General features: G+C 40.0%; 21 protein-coding genes. 7 read left to right on the forward strand and 14 right to left on the reverse strand.

The window, feature by feature from the left end; genetic code table 11:
* Positions 1–69: 69 nt before the first annotated feature.
* The 3 genes from H6G76_RS17245 to H6G76_RS17255 are packed head-to-tail and all read right to left on the reverse strand — an operon-like array spanning position 70 to position 3,520.
* On the reverse strand, positions 70–849 hold the full coding sequence (locus tag H6G76_RS17245) for an Rpn family recombination-promoting nuclease/putative transposase (RefSeq protein WP_190702975.1): 780 nt from the start codon (positions 847–849) through the stop codon (positions 70–72).
* Entirely contained in the window at positions 846–1,367 is a 522-nt protein-coding gene (locus tag H6G76_RS17250; RefSeq protein ID WP_190702978.1) for a DUF2085 domain-containing protein, read from the reverse strand. Before H6G76_RS17250 ends, H6G76_RS17245 begins: the two co-directional genes overlap by 4 nt.
* 41 nt (positions 1,368–1,408) lie before the next feature.
* Entirely contained in the window at positions 1,409–3,520 is a 2,112-nt protein-coding gene (locus H6G76_RS17255) for a TIGR00300 family protein (protein WP_190702981.1), read from the reverse strand.
* A 184-nt stretch (positions 3,521–3,704) separates the two neighbouring features.
* Between H6G76_RS17255 and H6G76_RS17260 the strand changes: the two genes are divergently transcribed.
* From H6G76_RS17260 to H6G76_RS17270, 3 genes are all read left to right on the forward strand, one after another.
* On the forward strand, positions 3,705–4,142 hold the full coding sequence (locus H6G76_RS17260) for an N-acetyltransferase (RefSeq protein WP_190702983.1): 438 nt from the start codon (positions 3,705–3,707) through the stop codon (positions 4,140–4,142).
* A gap of 196 nt (positions 4,143–4,338) precedes the next feature.
* Positions 4,339–5,127, forward strand: a complete 789-nt coding sequence (locus H6G76_RS17265) for an S-layer homology domain-containing protein (RefSeq protein ID WP_190702986.1) — start codon at positions 4,339–4,341, stop codon at positions 5,125–5,127.
* A gap of 3 nt (positions 5,128–5,130) precedes the next feature.
* Complete coding sequence (locus H6G76_RS17270) at positions 5,131–7,023, forward strand: WG repeat-containing protein (protein ID WP_190702989.1); 1,893 nt, start codon at positions 5,131–5,133, stop codon at positions 7,021–7,023.
* A gap of 29 nt (positions 7,024–7,052) precedes the next feature.
* Here H6G76_RS17270 and H6G76_RS17275 read toward each other — a convergent pair whose 3' ends face one another.
* Positions 7,053–7,511 (reverse strand): NUDIX hydrolase, encoded by a 459-nt coding sequence (locus H6G76_RS17275; RefSeq protein ID WP_190702990.1) that lies wholly within the window; start codon positions 7,509–7,511, stop codon positions 7,053–7,055.
* Between the two features lie 87 nt (positions 7,512–7,598).
* Positions 7,599–8,816: a TetR/AcrR family transcriptional regulator gene (locus H6G76_RS17280; RefSeq protein ID WP_190702993.1), complete on the reverse strand. Its 1,218-nt coding sequence runs from the start codon at positions 8,814–8,816 to the stop codon at positions 7,599–7,601.
* A 174-nt stretch (positions 8,817–8,990) separates the two neighbouring features.
* Here H6G76_RS17280 and H6G76_RS17285 point away from each other — a divergent pair, with 174 nt between their 5' ends.
* Positions 8,991–9,845, forward strand: a complete 855-nt coding sequence (locus H6G76_RS17285; protein ID WP_190702997.1) for an acyl-CoA desaturase — start codon at positions 8,991–8,993, stop codon at positions 9,843–9,845.
* Position 9,846: 1 nt separating this feature from the next.
* Here H6G76_RS17285 and H6G76_RS17290 read toward each other — a convergent pair whose 3' ends face one another.
* Genes H6G76_RS17290 through H6G76_RS17300 form a run of 3 tightly spaced genes read right to left on the reverse strand, consistent with a single transcriptional unit; the run spans position 9,847 to position 11,064 of the window.
* Entirely contained in the window at positions 9,847–10,260 is a 414-nt protein-coding gene (locus H6G76_RS17290; RefSeq protein WP_190703000.1) for a PIN domain-containing protein, read from the reverse strand.
* Positions 10,257–10,511: a DUF6364 family protein gene (locus H6G76_RS17295; RefSeq protein WP_190703002.1), complete on the reverse strand. Its 255-nt coding sequence runs from the start codon at positions 10,509–10,511 to the stop codon at positions 10,257–10,259. Before H6G76_RS17295 ends, H6G76_RS17290 begins: the two co-directional genes overlap by 4 nt.
* A 49-nt stretch (positions 10,512–10,560) precedes the next feature.
* Positions 10,561–11,064 carry a methylated-DNA--[protein]-cysteine S-methyltransferase gene (locus H6G76_RS17300; protein WP_190703004.1) on the reverse strand — a complete coding sequence of 168 codons (504 nt, stop codon included), beginning with the start codon at positions 11,062–11,064 and terminating at the stop codon, positions 10,561–10,563.
* Between the two features lie 103 nt (positions 11,065–11,167).
* On the opposite strand from H6G76_RS17300, the gene H6G76_RS17305 reads away from it, so the two are divergent.
* Positions 11,168–11,494 carry a hypothetical protein gene (locus tag H6G76_RS17305; protein ID WP_190703006.1) on the forward strand — a complete coding sequence of 109 codons (327 nt, stop codon included), beginning with the start codon at positions 11,168–11,170 and terminating at the stop codon, positions 11,492–11,494.
* 67 nt (positions 11,495–11,561) lie between these two features.
* On the opposite strand, the gene H6G76_RS17310 is transcribed toward H6G76_RS17305, so the two are convergent.
* From H6G76_RS17310 to H6G76_RS17325, 4 genes are all read right to left on the reverse strand, one after another.
* Positions 11,562–11,771 (reverse strand): DUF6887 family protein, encoded by a 210-nt coding sequence (locus H6G76_RS17310; protein ID WP_190703009.1) that lies wholly within the window; start codon positions 11,769–11,771, stop codon positions 11,562–11,564.
* A complete protein-coding gene (locus H6G76_RS17315) occupies positions 11,768–11,950 on the reverse strand; it encodes a DUF6888 family protein (protein ID WP_190703012.1) in 183 nt (60 codons plus the stop codon). The genes H6G76_RS17310 and H6G76_RS17315 overlap by 4 nt, the downstream gene beginning before the upstream one ends.
* 68 nt (positions 11,951–12,018) lie before the next feature.
* Positions 12,019–12,816 (reverse strand): ATP-grasp domain-containing protein, encoded by a 798-nt coding sequence (locus tag H6G76_RS17320; RefSeq protein WP_190703016.1) that lies wholly within the window; start codon positions 12,814–12,816, stop codon positions 12,019–12,021.
* A 5-nt stretch (positions 12,817–12,821) separates the two neighbouring features.
* Entirely contained in the window at positions 12,822–13,370 is a 549-nt protein-coding gene (locus tag H6G76_RS17325; protein ID WP_190703019.1) for an NUDIX hydrolase, read from the reverse strand.
* A 268-nt stretch (positions 13,371–13,638) separates the two neighbouring features.
* On the opposite strand from H6G76_RS17325, the gene H6G76_RS17330 reads away from it, so the two are divergent.
* Positions 13,639–14,691, forward strand: coding sequence for a dipeptide epimerase (locus tag H6G76_RS17330; protein WP_190703021.1), 1,053 nt, complete (start codon positions 13,639–13,641; stop codon positions 14,689–14,691).
* On the forward strand, positions 14,675–15,727 hold the full coding sequence (locus tag H6G76_RS17335; RefSeq protein ID WP_190703022.1) for a DUF1611 domain-containing protein: 1,053 nt from the start codon (positions 14,675–14,677) through the stop codon (positions 15,725–15,727). Before H6G76_RS17330 ends, H6G76_RS17335 begins: the two co-directional genes overlap by 17 nt.
* A 197-nt stretch (positions 15,728–15,924) precedes the next feature.
* Here H6G76_RS17335 and H6G76_RS17340 read toward each other — a convergent pair whose 3' ends face one another.
* Positions 15,925–16,251 (reverse strand): helix-turn-helix domain-containing protein, encoded by a 327-nt coding sequence (locus tag H6G76_RS17340; RefSeq protein ID WP_190703024.1) that lies wholly within the window; start codon positions 16,249–16,251, stop codon positions 15,925–15,927.
* Positions 16,248–16,622, reverse strand: a complete 375-nt coding sequence (locus tag H6G76_RS17345; RefSeq protein ID WP_190703026.1) for a type II toxin-antitoxin system RelE/ParE family toxin — start codon at positions 16,620–16,622, stop codon at positions 16,248–16,250. The genes H6G76_RS17340 and H6G76_RS17345 overlap by 4 nt, the downstream gene beginning before the upstream one ends.
* Positions 16,623–16,661 lie beyond the last annotated feature (39 nt).

Raw genomic sequence — 16,661 nt, forward strand, 5'->3', positions numbered from 1 at the left:
AGCTAGGATCTACTTCATCAATTATGATGAGTTCATAGGTTCCTAATAGAGAGTATAAGGCTATCACTATCAATCAGAAGTTTGCTTAGTGGCAGCTTGCTGTACTTGCTCAACCGATAAACTCAAAGCCTCTGCTATCTGTTCTACAGTCAAACCCATCGCTAACAGTCGGGGTACTGTTTCTAGCAAAGCTTCTTCTTTAATTTCTTGATACACTCTTGTTTGCTTCAATTCACTTAATCCAAACATTGCTGCTATCTCCTGTCGGCTTTTTTGCGGAAATTTGTAGAATACTATTGTTTCTATTAATTCTATAATTCTGCCCTGAGTCAATTCATCAGCAAGTTCTTGCCTAGCTTGGTCTATTAACTTTCTTGCTGATGCAATTGCAGTTTCTTCTGACTCGACGACTAATTGCACCACACCTACACCTAGTGGAAGGGTTGCATTTTCGCCTAACTCATCTAAATACACACGCTGTATTTGCTCGGTTAGCAATAAACCACGATATTGAATTGGTACTTCTGGATCTAAACTTCTTTGAGGATACAATACGACTGCACGCCAATCATTGGGTAAATCATATTGTCGAAAATATAAGAAAACCTCGCTAATGAAACGCGAATAAAATCTGGGATCTAATTGAAACTGAACTTCCACAAAGTAAATTAGCTGGCTGTCAGAATCTACATTCGGTAAAAATACTCCATCAATGCGAAAGGCGGTTTGCTTAATTTCAACTGAAGTAAATTTATAGATGTCACCAGTGACAGCCGACTCACCAATTAACTCAAAAAATATGCTGGGGAAGTTCTGAAATAATTGATAAAAAATGGAATCAGTTTTCATTGGCTGAAGATTTTGCTGTTTCTCAACCCACTATGCAAAATTGGCATTGTAAACAGCCCCCAAGCCAAGCCTGTAATTAACCCAAATGGCGTAACCAGATAATTATTAAAATTCCACAAGCCAAAAATTTGCGCTGCTAATTCTAACGGATAAGCCATCATCAACACACTGGCTAAAGAAGCACCATTCCAACCATATTGACTTAACCAATAAAAACCTTTACCGCCAGTCACAGCATACAGCAGACGAGTAATTAACAACCCTGTGACAGTACCATAACACCGCATACAAACAGCCATGATAAATGGGGGTGCTAAATCTAAGCCCATTTCTGGTTGCGGACACACATGATTTCCCATGAAATAAATGATGTTCGCAATACCCCCAAGCACCCATACTCCAGACGCAGCAAGAAAAGGAGCGACTGGCGGGCCAAAAACCATTCCCACCAGCAGAAAATCAGCAATGAAACTGACCCAATTAACTTGCAACTCTCTTGTGAAAGCAACTCTTGCCATTTCCTTTCTTTGCGCCCTTTGTGTTCTTTGCGGTTATTTTCTTAACCTACCACCGCACGATAAGGACTTGTCAACTTATCAAGCTGTTGAATCAACAAACTCAGGAACAATCCCACATCTGTAACTACACCAACTGATTCAATCGAACCACGATCGCTCAGTTTAGTTACTACAGCTGGATTAATATCCACACAAACCATTTTCACACCAGCCGGGGTCATATTCCCCACACCAATCGAGTGCAGCATGGATGACAGCATCAAAATCATCTCCGCACCTTCAAGATGTTTGGCGTATTCTTCCTGGGCTTTAATCAAATCCATTTGGGTATCAGGTAAAGGCCCATCATCCCGAATGGAACCAGCTAAGACAAACGGCACGTTATTACGGACGCATTCATACATCACGCCGCTATTAATTGCCCCCGCCTCTACAGCTTTGGCAATGCTGCCATGACGACGGACACTATTAATTACCTTTAGATGATGGCGGTGTCCACCACGCACTGCGACACCCCGCTTCATGTCCATACCAAGGGATGTACCCATGATATTCTGCTCGATGTCGTGGACTGCGATCGCATTTCCGCCAAGTAAGGCTTGCACATAACCTTCCCGAATGAGGCGTGAAAGATGTTCGCCGCCACCAGTATGAATGACCACAGGCCCGGCTGTGACAACTACTTTACCGCCAGCATCTCGGATTTTACGTAATTCCCAAGCAACTTGTTCTACCACTAACTCGACGCGGCGTTCACTAGAAACACCCGCCGACATAAAGCTAAATTCTTGGGCATTGCGTTGTTCCCGCGATTCGGTTTTGCGGATGGTGCGGATACCTAATACATCCACAATTACTTGTTCGCCAACTTCCAAATCGCGGAGAATTTTACATCTTGCGACTATACCATTAGCAGTTTGAGTAATGGCGATCGCGCCGTCCATGCGCTGATTTTCTACTTTTATCCACTGCCCATTTATCCGCACTTCCGTAGGATAAATTGTGCTGACGTAGAAATCATCAGGTGCGACACCCGCCAGAATCACAGGTTCTAGTTTGGCATCCCGTTCATCTTGAGGTAAGTCTACCGCACCCAAATCAATTAACAGAGAGATGATTTCTTCCATCACCTCATGGGATGGTGCTGATACCTTTACCTCAGCCGCAGAGGTACTTTGCCGTTGTTCTCCCAAGTTGAAATTCAAGACTTGGAAGCTTCCGCCTGTATCGACAATCAAATCTAAGGCGCGGTTAATTAAACCAGAGTCCAGCAAATGCCCTTCTAGACGAATAATTCGGCTTTCGACAGAAACATTAGCATGAACTTCTTCGCGTACTGGTTCTGTTACCCGCAAGGTGAGGCATTTAGCTGCCCCACCCGCTTTCAGAAATTCGGTTAACTGTGTTTCAATCACATCGAAGCCAACAGCATTCAAACGAGATTTTAAAGCTTCGCTGGCTTTGTTCATGATGACGATGCTGTCTACATTCACCGCATTACAGGCGAAGTTGACTGCATCGGCTTCTTCTATAGCTATCCGCTTTTCTGCTGCCACTCGCATTTCAATTAAGCGGTTGGAGTAAGAATCAAACGCACCAGGATAGTAAAGTAAATAGCCGTTAACTAAAGGACAGAAGCAAGTATCTAAGTGATAAAAACGATCATCAATTAAACGCAGAGATAACACTTCAATATCTAGCCATTTGGCGAGATATGGGTGAGAATCTAGCTCTGAACGGAAGCCATATCCTGCCCATAACCAACGCCCTTCTCTATCTAGAAGTGCATCGCCTGCGCCTTCAAAAGGTAAATCTTTTGGTAGTTCGTATACTGTATAACCATTTTCTTCAAACCATTGCTTGAAGTAGGGTTCTTCTCCCTGACGTTCTTTGTGTAAAAAGCGACTTAAAACTACATTTTTGCCTAACACTAAACCCGCGTTGGCAGTAAAAACTAAATCAGGCCAACCTTTCTGCGGTGTTACTAAATTTACAGTTGCGTGTTCTTTGAGAATTTGGTATAAACCTTGCCACTGCTCGACTGCGCGATCGCGTGAGGATTTGTGAATATTTCCTTCCATCCAAGGATTAATCACATAGTCCACATCATAGTGGTCAGGAGGACACATTAAAAAGCGAATCCTGGAACTCATAAAAATCTTACTACTGTTATAAATGCGACAAGCTTAACCCGGAGAAAATGGTTTATCTGTTACTAAACCTCTACCTTTAGGTAGTTGAGAATTCACAAAGGCTTACATTTTATTTTATTACCGGTCAACGTAAAGTTACCGCTTCGTAATTCCGTGTTATTTTAACGCTATTTGGTTAACTACGATGACAAAACTAACAATTACTATAGATAATCATCCTGATCCCCAAGATATTCGTAGTGTCATCAACCAACTAGTGGAATACAACAATAGCCAGACAGAAAAAGACGTATATGATCCCCTGGCTATTTGGGTACGCGATGGTGACAGCACTATTGTTGCGGGTTTAGTTGGTAAAACACACTGGGGATGGTTGTATATTTCGCATCTGTGGGTAGATGAGGCTCTGCGAGGTCAAGGTTATGGCAGAAAATTGATGTTAGACGCAGAGGAAGTGGCGAAACAGCGTAATTGTAGTCATGCTTATCTGGATACTTTCAGTTTTCAAGCTTTAGGTTTTTATCAGCGTCTCGGCTACCAAATATTTGGTGTTCTCGAAAATTTTCCACCTGGACATCAACGGTATTTTTTACAGAAAAATTTAGTACATAAGAATACATAAAAATACTATTAATTTTACAGTAATCACAATTCAAGCACAGATGATAGATTTCTCTGTTAATTAAGGATGTCCAACCTCAAAATAGTCAGGCGATCGCTAACATCTGACTCTCACGAGAATATAGTTTTATACTGGACAATCCTGAAGAAAGCAGGCTTTAATTGATACGAACAAAATCAGGGTTATTTCTACATCAATGTTTAGCGGTTCCGTTTTTCCCGACATTCAAAACCATTGGGCAAAAGCGTCAATTCTTGCAGCCACCCAGCGAAATATCTTCAAAGGTTATGCTGACGGTACTTTTCGCCCTGCTGCACCTGTGACTCGTGCTGAATTTGCAGCGATTATTTCTACAGCTTTACCACGACAGCCATTATCTCTTCCGGCGATTAGCTTTACAGATGTACCTACAAATCACTGGGCTGCAAAAGCGATCGCCCAAGCCTATCAGTCAAAGTATTTATCTGGCTATCCTAATAATTTATTTAAACCTAATGAAATCATCTCACGTGTGCAAGTTTTGGCGGCTTTAGCCTCTGGGTTAAATTATGAAGTCACAGTAGACCCGATAAATACTGTAAAGAAGTATTATGATGATTTCGCGCAAATTCCTAGTTATGCAATACGTGCGATCGCAGCCGCTACAGAAAAACGTATTGTAGTTAACTATCCTGACATCAAACGCTTACAACCCAATCAAAATGCTACTAGAGGCGACATCGCTGCATTGATATGTCGAGTTCTAGAAATTCCTACCGTACCTCACAATTATATTGCTGGTCTAGAATTATTCGTCATTCCGCCACAATTTGATGCAGCTGATCCTTTTGTCAAAGAATTGGCACGGGTACAAAAAGATAATCAGTGGGGTTATATCGACAAAACTGGCAAATTTGTCATTCCTCCGCAATTTAATGAAGCTAGTTATTTTGCAGAAGGATTAGCTTTAGTCAAAGAAAATACCAATAACTCACAATCAGCCTAATTCATGGAAATTCGCGGTATTTGGATAACTACAACAGGTAGCCAAGTTTTTGACTCCAAACAAAATATTGTTAAAGCAATGAACTTGCTTGCTGAAACAGGATTCAACGTAGTATTTCCTGTTGTCTGGAATAACGGTTTAACTACGTATCTCAGCCGAGTTATGCGAGAAAACTTTGGCACAGAAATAAATCCACGATTTCAAGGTAGAGATCCTTTAGCAGAATTAATTATTGAAGCTAAACGAGTTAATATCGCTGTTATTCCTTGGTTTGAGTATGGATTTGCTAGTTCTTATAAAAAGAACGGTGGGTCAATCATCGCCAAAAAACCAGAATGGGCAGCCCGTGACTCTGCTGGTAATTTATTAATTAAAAATGGTTTTGAGTGGTTGAATGCTTTTGATAACGAAGTGCAGAACTTTTTACTAAGTTTATTCCTAGAAGTCGTTAAAAATTATGAAGTTGCAGGTATTCAAGGAGATGATCGCTTTCCTGCTTTCCCCAGTGAAGGTGGTTACGATTCAAAAACTGTTGAACGCTATAAACAAGAGTTTAATCAACTACCTCCAGAAAATGTGAAAGAACCAAAGTGGTTACAGTGGCGGGCTGATATTCTGACAAATTTTCTCACGCGCGTCTACCGTGAAATAATTAATGTTAATCCAGATTTAATTATTTCACTTGCTCCGAGTGCTTATCCTTGGAGTCATGAGAACTATCTACAAGATTCTAAAACTTGGGTAGAACAGGGATTAGTCGATTTAATTCATCCGCAGTTATATTACCGAGAGTTTGAACTTTATAAGAGAGATATAGATAGAGTAGTAGCTAATCAATTTACAAAAGAACAACTGCCCCAGCTAATACCAGGTGTGCTGTTAAAACAAAATACATATATAATTACTCCACAACATTTAGTCCAGGCATTAAAATATAACCGTTCTGTTGGTATTAAAGGAGAAGTTTTATTCTTTTATGAAGCTTTAATAGAAGATAATAACGCTTTAGCTAAAGTTCTACAATCAGAGGTTTACTCTCAATCTCCTGGTAATTTTGATCAGAAAGAAATTAAAAAATTCAGTTTTACTCATCGACGGATAAATAGTAATTTCAAGTACATAAATCCATCACAGGAAACAGTTCTCAAAGCCCAATTTGATTGGGTTGAACAATTTTCGGAAGGGATGGCAGCCGTTAAGATGGGATACAAATCCAGTTACATTGATAAAACAGGTAAACTTATCAGCCGCCTGCGGTTTGATACTGCTGCACCTTTTTCAGAAGGACTAGCCCTAGTAAAAATTAATAATAAATATGGGTATATCGATAAAAATGCCAAACTAGTCATACCCTTACAATTTGATGATGCGGTATCTTTTTCATCAGGTATGGCAGCTATAAAAATAGCTAATAAGTGGGGATATATTGAGCAAACAGGCAAAATCATTATTTCTGCTCAATTTGATGAAGCTAAATCATTATCTGAGGACTTAGCAGCCGTAAAAATAGATAATAAATGGGGATATATTAATCAAACAAGTCAAACTAGAATTGACTTTCAATTTGATGAGGCTGGAAGATTTTCTGAAAGTTTAGCAGCAGTTAAAATTTTGAATAAATCAGGTTATATAGATAAATTTGGTAATTTTATAATCGAGCCAAAATTTGATGAAGCTGATATTTTTTCTCAAGGGGTAGCTTCTGTCAAAATAGATAATAAATGGGGATATATTAATCAGTTTGGTGAGTTTATTATTCAACCAATTTTTGATTTTGCTAAACCATTTTATCAAAGTATGGCATTAGTTAATATAGGTGGAGAATTTAAACGATATGAGGAACAAGGAAAAGCTTATTTTACAGGAGGTAAATGGGGATATATCCGTAAACCTTAAAAATTTAAGTCCAGCACTCATAAATGTTTCTAAAATATAGAAATATTGGTAGGGAGTGAAGGCTGAAAACAAGGCGTTTTTATCTGAAAAAATTGCTTAAGAATTCTTTTAAGGGAGTTTTGTTTGACTAGTTTGATAGCACTAGCAACATCAAGCCATTCTCTTTGTCTTTGGCCTGCTTCGGGATAATCCTCACTCAGCATTTCTACTAACAATAAATACATATGCACTCGGTAAATTTTGCCGCGTTTGCGATACCTGTAAGTGCCAACTTTATTCTCATCTACCTGCCCAATTATGCCAGCTTCTTCCCAAGCTTCTTTGGCGGCTGAAGCACGCGGACTCATACCTTTAGAAATTCCGCCTTTTGGAATTACCCAGTTGTTGCGATCGCGGGTTGTAATCAACAAGACTTCGATGTTCCCGTTTTGAACTCTATAAGGAATTACCCCCGACTGCTTGAAAATTTTGCTGACTTTTGGACTCATGAGTTTTTTGGATGAGTGTCATCATGAAACAACGTAAGGTTTCACCTAAATCTGGTTTCTAACCATTTAATATAAAGCAAGTTGCTGTCATGCTGGCTTATGATCTAAACGAACAGCCGCCTCTAAAGCAGCTTTTTCTTTGGCGCGGCGGGCATAAGGCTGTAATTGAGTGCGATCGCAACCTGTCAGAATACTCAAATCTTCCAAGTTCATCCCTCGCATAATCATTTCTACACGCCAAGTTTGTTGGGCTTGGGAAATTTCTGGTATTTTTCCTTGAGGTGTGAGTAGTCCTTGAGTCCAAAGTTGCCAACGTTGCAGCAATTCAGCTTCAGACATAGAGTTACCTTCAACACCAATAAACATAGCTGGATGATGATCTTTACGACTTTTTAACCACTTCATTAGAGGATTATTAGTGTAAGCACCATAATGTTTACCTAAAATCCATTGATTTACAGGTACTTGGCGAGGTAACCCTGGGGTGGTAATTTGGAGAAAGTGTCCTTGGGGATCACATACTTGGTGCAATCGCTGCAAGCCAATTATTTCTGGAACTGATAAGCCAGCACCAAATAACAAGTATGCTAAAGCATAATCCTGTATTCCTGACTTTTTGGCATTTTGCAGAATTTCGTGGACTAAAATCGCAGGTAAGTCAACTACTTCACTGGCAATTAAGGCTTCTATTGCTGATTGCGGCGCAGAGGACATAGCTCCATGTAAAAACAACTCTACTAAATTCTCTAAAAAATCATTTCGATCTTCCCACAGTTCATGAAATTCACTTGTGAATTCAATTACTGCATAACCCAAAATCATGCCATTGAGTAAACTAGCTAATTTTTCTGCCGGAAGATAGGTATTAATGTCTCCTTGCTGGATGACAGTAGCTAAATATTGAGCTACATAGCGATTGGCTTCTGTTAATCCTCGTCCCAAAGCACGGCGATGTTCCGCCGGAAATTGGTCTGCTTCACCGACTACAGAGCGCACAAATTCCGGGACTCGTTCTAATGTATGTAAGCTTTCACTTGCATAATCTTTCAGGGCTTGATAGACGTTACCAGGAGGAGTAGCCCGTTTGACTAGAGATTCTCCCAAATCCTTAAAAGCTGCTGATTCTTCTAATACAGCTAAAAGTAGCCCATGTTTATTACCAAAATGGCGAAATAGCGTCACTTCATTAACTTCAGCTTTTTCGGCGATTTGACGCGTAGTAGTACTACTGACTCCCTGGGTAGTAAATAAATCTAATGCTGCCTGAATAAGGCGTTGACGGGCTGAAATAGATTGAGATGCCATAAGAAAAATGCAAGTGCCACTTGCACAAAATTTCAATAGTTGTTACGATGCCTAATGTAAGTGATACTTGCTTCACTCCACTGTAACGAACTAGTTTACAGAATGGAAAAATTTATTGGGAAAGCTTGCCGAAAATCAAGCAAATCACTTCATGATCCATCAACGGAATTGTTTATGACTGCAAAGTATCTGGCGGTTGCCCCTGAGACAAGAAATTCACCTCGTATCAGATGGGTGAATGTGGCATTTTTTGCGACTATTCATGCCTTAGCTTTATTGGCTCCTTGGTTTTTTTCTTGGTCAGCGCTAGGATTGTTGGTGTTTCTCCATTGGCTGTTCGGAAGTATTGGCATCTGCTTAGGATATCATCGACTATTAAGCCATCGGAGTTTCCAAGTACCCAAGTGGTTAGAATATGCGATCGCCACTATTGGAGCCTTAGCTATGCAAGGTGGGCCGATTTTTTGGATTGGTGGACACCGCCAGCATCACGCCCACACAGAAGATATCAACTTAGATCCCTACTCTGCCAAGCGTGGATTTTGGTGGAGTCATATGCTGTGGATTCTGTGTCCTCGTCCTGAGTTTTTTGACTATGAAGTTTATAAGAAATATGCGCCTGACCTTGAAAGACAACCTTACTATCGCTGGTTAGATCGCTACTTTTTATTGTTGCAAATTCCCTTGGGAATCTTGCTATATGCTTTAGGCGGTTGGTCTTTTGTAGTTTATGGGATGTTTGTAAGAGCAGTCTTGTTGTGGCACTCCACTTGGTTTGTCAATTCTGCATCACACATTTGGGGTTATCGCACCTTTGATGCCAACGATGAAGCGCGTAACTTGTGGTGGGTATCACTTCTAACTCATGGCGAAGGCTGGCACAACAATCATCATACCTTTCCCCACGTAGCCAAATCTGGCTTTCAGTGGTGGGAGATTGATATCACTTGGTGGAGTATTAAAGCTTTAAAAACATTAGGTTTAGCCAAGAAAGTAGTATTACCCCCGCAAGTTGTAGGTCAAAAATGAATTAGCTGAGAGTTGCCAAGAAAACCTCTGGCAGCATAACGGGGATAGTAGCTAGACGAAAATCCTTAATATTGCGGGTGACAATTGCTTCTATCCCTGCGGCTCTAGCAGATGCATGAGTCACCGCATCCTCAAAATCAGTAAATGAACTTGCAAGTGCTTCTCTAATTACCGCATCTGTAACTGCGGCAACCTGAAGTTTAGACATCAAAGTATTTAATGTTTCTCGGCTCTTTTCACTACCTAAATGTTTTCTTAAAATATAGAACAGATTAGTTATTGTATGTGCTGCTAAGTATCCTTCTACCTTTCCTTGAGCAACCGTATCAATTGCTAATGCTGAGGCTGTAAAAAAAGGCTGGCGTTGCAGCAACACATCAAGAACTACATCAGTATCGAAAAGTATCCCTTTCACTGATATTTATCCTCAAGATAATCCAAGTATTGCTGCTGTAAAACCTCTGAATCGTCAACATTTTCTTCTAGATTCAAAATTCCTACTAAACTCTGAGTCCAAGAACTAAGTTCAATTGGTTGCTCTGGATCTGGCAACTGCTCAAAAAAAGTTGCGATCGCTTCTGAAAGGGAGATGTTATGAATTTTTGCCCATTTCTTAGCTTTCTTAACTAGTGCATCGTCTAAGCGTAAAGTCAGCTTCGTTTGCATAATGCCTCTAAGTGACGTATATTTTCAACTTTGATATACGTCATGATAGCTAAATCAGTTTAATTCCTTCATGATTAAGCAACCAACGCTTGCGTTCTAATCCCCCTGCATAACCTGTAAGTGCAGCTTTCGCACCGATGACTCGATGACAAGGAAGCACAAGTGCGACTGGATTAAGTGAATTTGCCATGCCGACAGCGCGATAGGCAGTCGGCTTACCAATTCTTGCCGCTAAATCAGCATAAGAAATAGTGCTTCCCCAAGGGATAGTTCGTAGTGCAAGCCATACTTGCTGCTGAAATGTAGTCCCAGCAGTGCTGATTGGAATGTTGTTTAAACTGGTGCGATCGCCCTCAAAATAAGCTTGAATTTTACTACTAAAACCCTGCGGATTTTTTACATATTCAAAATCAAAACTGGCATAACGCCTTTGGAGAAGTTTCCCCATCCGTTGCTCGTAATCAGCAAAATCCAAAGCACAAAGTTTTTCACCATCCGAGGCAATTAAAATCGTTCCAATTTCTGAATTGATTTTGTCAACTAGTAATTTCATAATTTAATCAAAATTAAATTAAAAATTTTAATTATGCCTTTATGTATTTATTAAATCATTATGTTACTTTATTTTTACTCTGGCTTTAACTAACTTATTACATATGGATGTGATGCAAGCTAGTGCTTATAAAAAATGTAAAAGTAATGAGATTGGAGATAGCTATGGCATTCGCATTCACCTAAAAGATAGAGACAGATATTTTAATAAAGAATGGAAGCAAATTGAAGTAGAAATTGATGGGATAACTTATATTTTTCCACTTACAAATGGTTTCTGGAACAAATGCCCAGAGTTTCGAGAGCATACAAACTTACCAGTGATTCGTAAATGGCTACAGCAATACAAGACATTGCAATGGGAGAAAAATAAACCACCTCAACTAAAGTTAGTTTTTCTTGGTTCTGGGAAATTTCGTTTACTTCCTTAGCTTATAATGACTGTAGGTTGGGAGTAACGAAGTGAAACCCAACCTTAGATTTTAGAAAAATTAGTAACTATTCAGCCAAATTTAGCTTTTGTTTTAAAATGGCTTCAACCTCCGTCTCAGGATTTGCCAAATCTAAAGGATAAGGCTGACGGTTTGCAGGATTACGACGGCTCATTATAACTTCCATCGCTGCTTGAAAAGCTTCAGGATCATTACGGTGTTCAGAAATATATCGTTTAATCTCAGTATTAGTCATTTGAGATAGATTTGGCATCATAGAATAAACTCCCAACTCCCATCTTCATCAATTACAAGTGCAATTTCGTCGCTTACTCCAGCCTGTATATATATAGTTTTAAATCTCTGGTCATAACGAAAAACTTGAATTGGCTGGTACAAATTGGAAAGCAACTGGCAGAGAAATGCAACAGTTACTAACTGTTGCTGCGTTGGCAATTTGATACTCCCAGAGATACATCAAGTGTAGCGTATCAGAAGTTAATGCTTTTATTCATTCAACTTCGCTAGTTTCTTAAGTTTGACTCAACCCAACATTGGGCAAAACGTTCACTTGTCCATCCCACCAAATCTGATACTTGCCCATCACCAATTTCTACAATTCGCTTGCTACCGTCTCTACATTCTATGACATCTACTGAGAAAAACTTACTTTCAATTCTTCTGGCACATTCTTCAACAATTTCTGGAATTTCTTCATCTGGTGAAGCAGCAAAAGGTTTTCCATATATGACAAAATAACGCCTCTCAGTCTCAGGGATAAAATCTTCGATTTGTCGTACACAAATACCTCCCTCAATACTGCCTCGAAACTTCTGCATCTCGGTAATCACAGTTCTGATCTCTGAAGGTTTATTAATTATCGAACCAACTGAGGTTTTGAGAGATTTAACGTAATCTTTGATAAAAAATCCATTCCAGCCAAGCTTATTTAACTCATTCTCTAAATCATCATTGACAGAATAAAATTTAGTTTCTGGAGTTAAGTCAACTATTAAAGGATACCAATTCACAATATAATGTGTTGCTAAATACTCAGCCGTAGAATTTAAGACACTTGCACCTGTACTTTCTACCGCACTAACTAATAACTCATAATCAGACTGCGAAAGCATCCAACCTCGATAAACTACTTTTGAACCTGCTTCGGGAACTGGAATTATCTTTGATGAAACAGAACCTAAGGACTCTAAAGAAATCACAGAAGTTGTAAACCCTGCATTTTGCATACAAGCAACTTGCTCCAAATAAGCTGCATCTGCTTTCTTGGGATTAAAGTAATCACTAGGAAAAAGAAATATCATTTTATTTATTTGATAATTTGTAAACCTAAAAAGAGAGCCGCTATAGTTCCAGAAACTGAAATTTCGCCTTGAGCAATTTTATCAAACACTAAGTCTACAGGAATTAAAATTACTTCGATTTCTTCTGTTATATCTAAATTCTGTTCGCTAACTTTCACGACATCTTCGGCTAAAAATAAATGTATGCGATTCGTATCTTTGCTTGGTTTATCATAGAACACTGCAACTTCTCTCACTTGTTTAGCCAGATAACCAGTTTCTTCTTGCAATTCTCGAATAGCTGCTGTTTTAGCACTTTCTTGTGCGGTGTGAAAATGTCCTGCTGGTAACTCTATAAAAAAATCTCCTACGGCGTGTCTATATTGACGGACAAAAATTACTTCTTTATTTTTTGTAATTGGTAAAATAATTGCAATTTCTGGCTTAATACTGACAAAATAATCATCAATTACTTGACCGTTTGGTAATTCGATTTTATCTTGCCTTACTTTACACCAGCGATAGTTTAATACCATTTCTGATTGCAATATTTTCCACTTTTTGAGATTGCTCATATATGTAATACTATTTATAAATAAAACTGCGAGGATGCAGAAGAAATAATGAAACTAACCGCAAAGATAAGGTAGCGCGTTGGGCGGGTTCCCCGACTTGAAGCGACTGCCGTCGCAAAGAACGCAAAGAGAGAAAGTTAGGAAGAGTTTGGTGCAGTTTTATAAACAAGGTGTAGGAGTTAAATAATGTAAAAAAGTATAACAGATGCAAGAATTAGGCTAAAATTTCTTACACTGTTTTTTGCCCTAGCCATGATAGAGCAGACTTATGCAAGTAGACGTAAATCTATTTACTGTCAATAAACGTTTTCCCTTGACTATTAGTAGGGGTACAACTGCACAAACAACAAATGTATGGGTAAAAATTACTGAAGATGGTATTGAGGGTTGGGGTGAAGCATCGCCTTTTGGTGTAGGTAATCATGCTCAAAGAACAGAGCAAATTAAAGATGCTGTAGAGCAAGTTATACCATTATTAAAATCATTCCATCCTTTGCAGAGACAACAAGTTGAGCAGATTTTAATCCAAAAACAAGTGCCTTCGTCGGTGCGGGCGGCTTTGGATATGGCGATGCACGATTGGCTAGGTAAGCGTGTCGGTTTACCAGTGTGGCAAATTTGGGGATGCGATCGCCATAACATCGTACCAACTTCGGTAACTATCGGCATCAATTCGCCAGAAGGCGCAAGGGCAAGGGCGCGAGACTGGTTACAGTTTATGGATGTCCGGCTGTTTAAGGTGAAGTTAGGCAGTCCTGATGGGATTGATGCAGATCGGCAAATGCTACTCGCTGTGCAACAAGAAGCACCGCAGCTGGAATTTTTTGTAGATGCCAACGGCGGTTGGAGTTTAACCGATGCTATTGAAATGTGCAGTTGGCTGGCTGACATAGGTGTAAAGTATGTAGAACAGCCTTTGGCACGAGGTCAAGAAGGAGATTTAGTCCAACTGAAACAGAAATCACCTCTGCCGATTTTTGTCGATGAAAGTTGCTTTACCAGCGTTGATATTCCCCATTTGGCAAACTATGTAGATGGTATTAATATCAAACTGATGAAGTCAGGAGGCTTAACAGAGGCATTGCGGATGGTGCATACAGCGCGTGCTTATGGGTTACAAGTGATGTTTGGCTGCTATTCTGACAGTTCGTTAGCTAACACAGCAGCAGCACAATTAGCACCACTGGCTGATTACTTAGATTTAGATAGTCACTTAAACTTAATTGATGACCCGTTTAAGGGTGCATTAGTGGAAGAGGGAAGAGTTTTACCAAACGATTTACCAGGGTTGGGAGTACAATACAGTGCGTTTGCCGCTTGATAAAAAAATAGCTATTCTGCTGCATGATGGAGTAATTGGAACCTACGGAAAAACAGGGTTGTCAATTTTACGCTATAGTAAAGCCCCAATCGTTGCAGTAATTGATCGAGAAACTGTTGGCAGATCTTTGCCAGGATTAACAGGTATCCAGCGTGATGTGCCGATTGTACAATCGGTAGCAGCAGCGTTAGAGTACAAACCAGAAGTTTTAGTAATAGGGATTGCTCCTAAGGGTGGTGCTTTACCTGATGATTATTTGTTAGAAATTAAAGATGCGCTACAAGCTGGGATGTCTTTAGTTAATGGTTTACATACACCATTAGCTGCGATCGCAGAGTTAAATGCCCTCCTCAAACCAGGACAAGCAATTTGGGATGTCCGCAAAGAACCACCAAATATAGAGATAGCTAGCGGTCTGGCGCGGACTCTTCCCTGTCGTCGAGTTTTGACGGTCGGAACAGATATGGCAATTGGCAAAATGTCTACCAGTTTAGAACTAAACAAGGCGGCAAAATTGCAGGGTTGGAGTTCTAAGTTTATCGCTACAGGTCAAGCTGGTTTGATGTTAGAAGGTGACGGTATAGCCTTAGATGCAGTTCGGGTAGATTTTGCTGCTGGTGCTGTCGAACAAATAGTTATGCGTTATGGTCAGGACTATGACATCCTGTTTATTGAAGGACAAGGTTCGCTGTTACATCCTGGTTCTACCGCAACTTTGCCGTTAATTCGCGGTTCCCAACCTACACAATTAATACTAGTACATCGCGCCGGACAAACTCACAATAAAAATAACCCCCATGTCCCGATTCCGCCATTAACTAAAGTCATTCAAATGTATGAATCTGTCGCTAGTGCTGGGGGAGCATTTGGTAAAGTACCTGTAGTTGGTATAGCGTTGAACACTGCTCACTTAGATGAGTTTGCAGCCCAAGAAGCGATCGCACATACTACAGCCGAAACAGGTTTACCCACCACTGACGCAGTTAGGTTTGGCGCAGGTTTGTTATTAGATGCAGTGATGAAGCCTGAAGTTTGAAGTATAAAGTAACTCAAACTGATTTAGGACTGCTATAAACTATGGTGATAGACACAACGAGGCTTCTATCCTATCCCATAGCGCAATACGGTTCAGTTAGTAATTTTTTCTTCTCTTCGCGCTCTTTGCGCCCTTTGTGGTTCATTAAAGGAAATGACTTTAACAAAGAGTTTTAGTCTTAACTGAACTGTATTGTCCTATAGCGATATTACAGTTTCAGTAGATTGGCCAGGCTCGTGACGAGAGCGAAGATGTAAAGTGATTTCCGTATCGAGTCGCTTAAGGAAAATGAGCAGTTTGCCCTCGCTGAACCGTTGAAATTCTCCTTTCATTAGATGAGATACTTCTGGCTGGGGAATGCCAAGAAGTTCGCTGATTTCACGCTGTTTCAGGTTGCGTTGTTTCAAAAGGCGCAGTACGTGAATTCCTATCTTGCCCCGTGTAAAAAGTTCATCCGCATCCTCTAAACCGAGGTCAGCGAATACGTTGCCACTGCTTTCTTCAAAAACTGGTTCCTGTGTCATTGTTGTTTCTCTCTGGCTACCGCATCCTTATAGCGTTGTTTAATTAGATCAACATCAGCCTGTGGAGTTTTAATCCCCTGCTTTGATTTCTTTTGAAAAGCGTGCAGAACATAAATTTTCTCTCCAATCTTTACCGCATAGACTGCCCTATAAGTATCGGTATCGTAGCGTTTGACAATTTCATACACGCCGCTTCCAACCCCTTTAAAAGACTTGGCATCCATTGGTGTTTCCCCGGCTTGCACTAATTGCAGCGCATAACCTACTGATGCACGTACCTCTTCAGGAAATGAGCGGATATTCTTGAGAGAGTCTCCCATCCAAACCAGAGGTCGTAAAGGAATTTCTATAATATCCTCGTCATCGTCCATTTTATATGAAATTTCCTATAAAACCAGTCAGACAATAGC

It is taken from the genome of Nostoc sp. FACHB-152 (assembly GCF_014697475.1).
In the GTDB taxonomy this organism is placed as follows: Bacteria; Cyanobacteriota; Cyanobacteriia; order Cyanobacteriales; family Nostocaceae; genus Nostoc_B.

Excerpts from the sequence above, each read along its gene's own strand:
- H6G76_RS17340 (WP_190703024.1), bottom strand. The coding sequence starts at position 16,251 with ATGACACAGGAACCAGTTTTTGAAGAAAGCAGTGGCAACGTATTCGCT.
- H6G76_RS17305 (WP_190703006.1), top strand. The coding sequence starts at position 11,168 with ATGGATGTGATGCAAGCTAGTGCTTATAAAAAATGTAAAAGTAATGAG.
- H6G76_RS17275 (WP_190702990.1), bottom strand. The coding sequence starts at position 7,511 with ATGAGTCCAAAAGTCAGCAAAATTTTCAAGCAGTCGGGGGTAATTCCT.
- H6G76_RS17245 (WP_190702975.1), bottom strand. The coding sequence starts at position 849 with ATGAAAACTGATTCCATTTTTTATCAATTATTTCAGAACTTCCCCAGC.
- H6G76_RS17300 (WP_190703004.1), bottom strand. The coding sequence starts at position 11,064 with ATGAAATTACTAGTTGACAAAATCAATTCAGAAATTGGAACGATTTTA.
- H6G76_RS17330 (WP_190703021.1), top strand. The coding sequence starts at position 13,639 with ATGCAAGTAGACGTAAATCTATTTACTGTCAATAAACGTTTTCCCTTG.
- H6G76_RS17270 (WP_190702989.1), top strand. The coding sequence starts at position 5,131 with ATGGAAATTCGCGGTATTTGGATAACTACAACAGGTAGCCAAGTTTTT.
- H6G76_RS17345 (WP_190703026.1), bottom strand. The coding sequence starts at position 16,622 with ATGGACGATGACGAGGATATTATAGAAATTCCTTTACGACCTCTGGTT.
- H6G76_RS17310 (WP_190703009.1), bottom strand. The coding sequence starts at position 11,771 with ATGATGCCAAATCTATCTCAAATGACTAATACTGAGATTAAACGATAT.
- H6G76_RS17325 (WP_190703019.1), bottom strand. The coding sequence starts at position 13,370 with ATGAGCAATCTCAAAAAGTGGAAAATATTGCAATCAGAAATGGTATTA.
- H6G76_RS17250 (WP_190702978.1), bottom strand. The coding sequence starts at position 1,367 with ATGGCAAGAGTTGCTTTCACAAGAGAGTTGCAAGTTAATTGGGTCAGT.
- H6G76_RS17295 (WP_190703002.1), bottom strand. The coding sequence starts at position 10,511 with ATGCAAACGAAGCTGACTTTACGCTTAGACGATGCACTAGTTAAGAAA.
- H6G76_RS17285 (WP_190702997.1), top strand. The coding sequence starts at position 8,991 with ATGACTGCAAAGTATCTGGCGGTTGCCCCTGAGACAAGAAATTCACCT.
- H6G76_RS17320 (WP_190703016.1), bottom strand. The coding sequence starts at position 12,816 with ATGATATTTCTTTTTCCTAGTGATTACTTTAATCCCAAGAAAGCAGAT.
- H6G76_RS17260 (WP_190702983.1), top strand. The coding sequence starts at position 3,705 with ATGACAAAACTAACAATTACTATAGATAATCATCCTGATCCCCAAGAT.
- H6G76_RS17265 (WP_190702986.1), top strand. The coding sequence starts at position 4,339 with ATGTTTAGCGGTTCCGTTTTTCCCGACATTCAAAACCATTGGGCAAAA.
- H6G76_RS17255 (WP_190702981.1), bottom strand. The coding sequence starts at position 3,520 with ATGAGTTCCAGGATTCGCTTTTTAATGTGTCCTCCTGACCACTATGAT.
- H6G76_RS17280 (WP_190702993.1), bottom strand. The coding sequence starts at position 8,816 with ATGGCATCTCAATCTATTTCAGCCCGTCAACGCCTTATTCAGGCAGCA.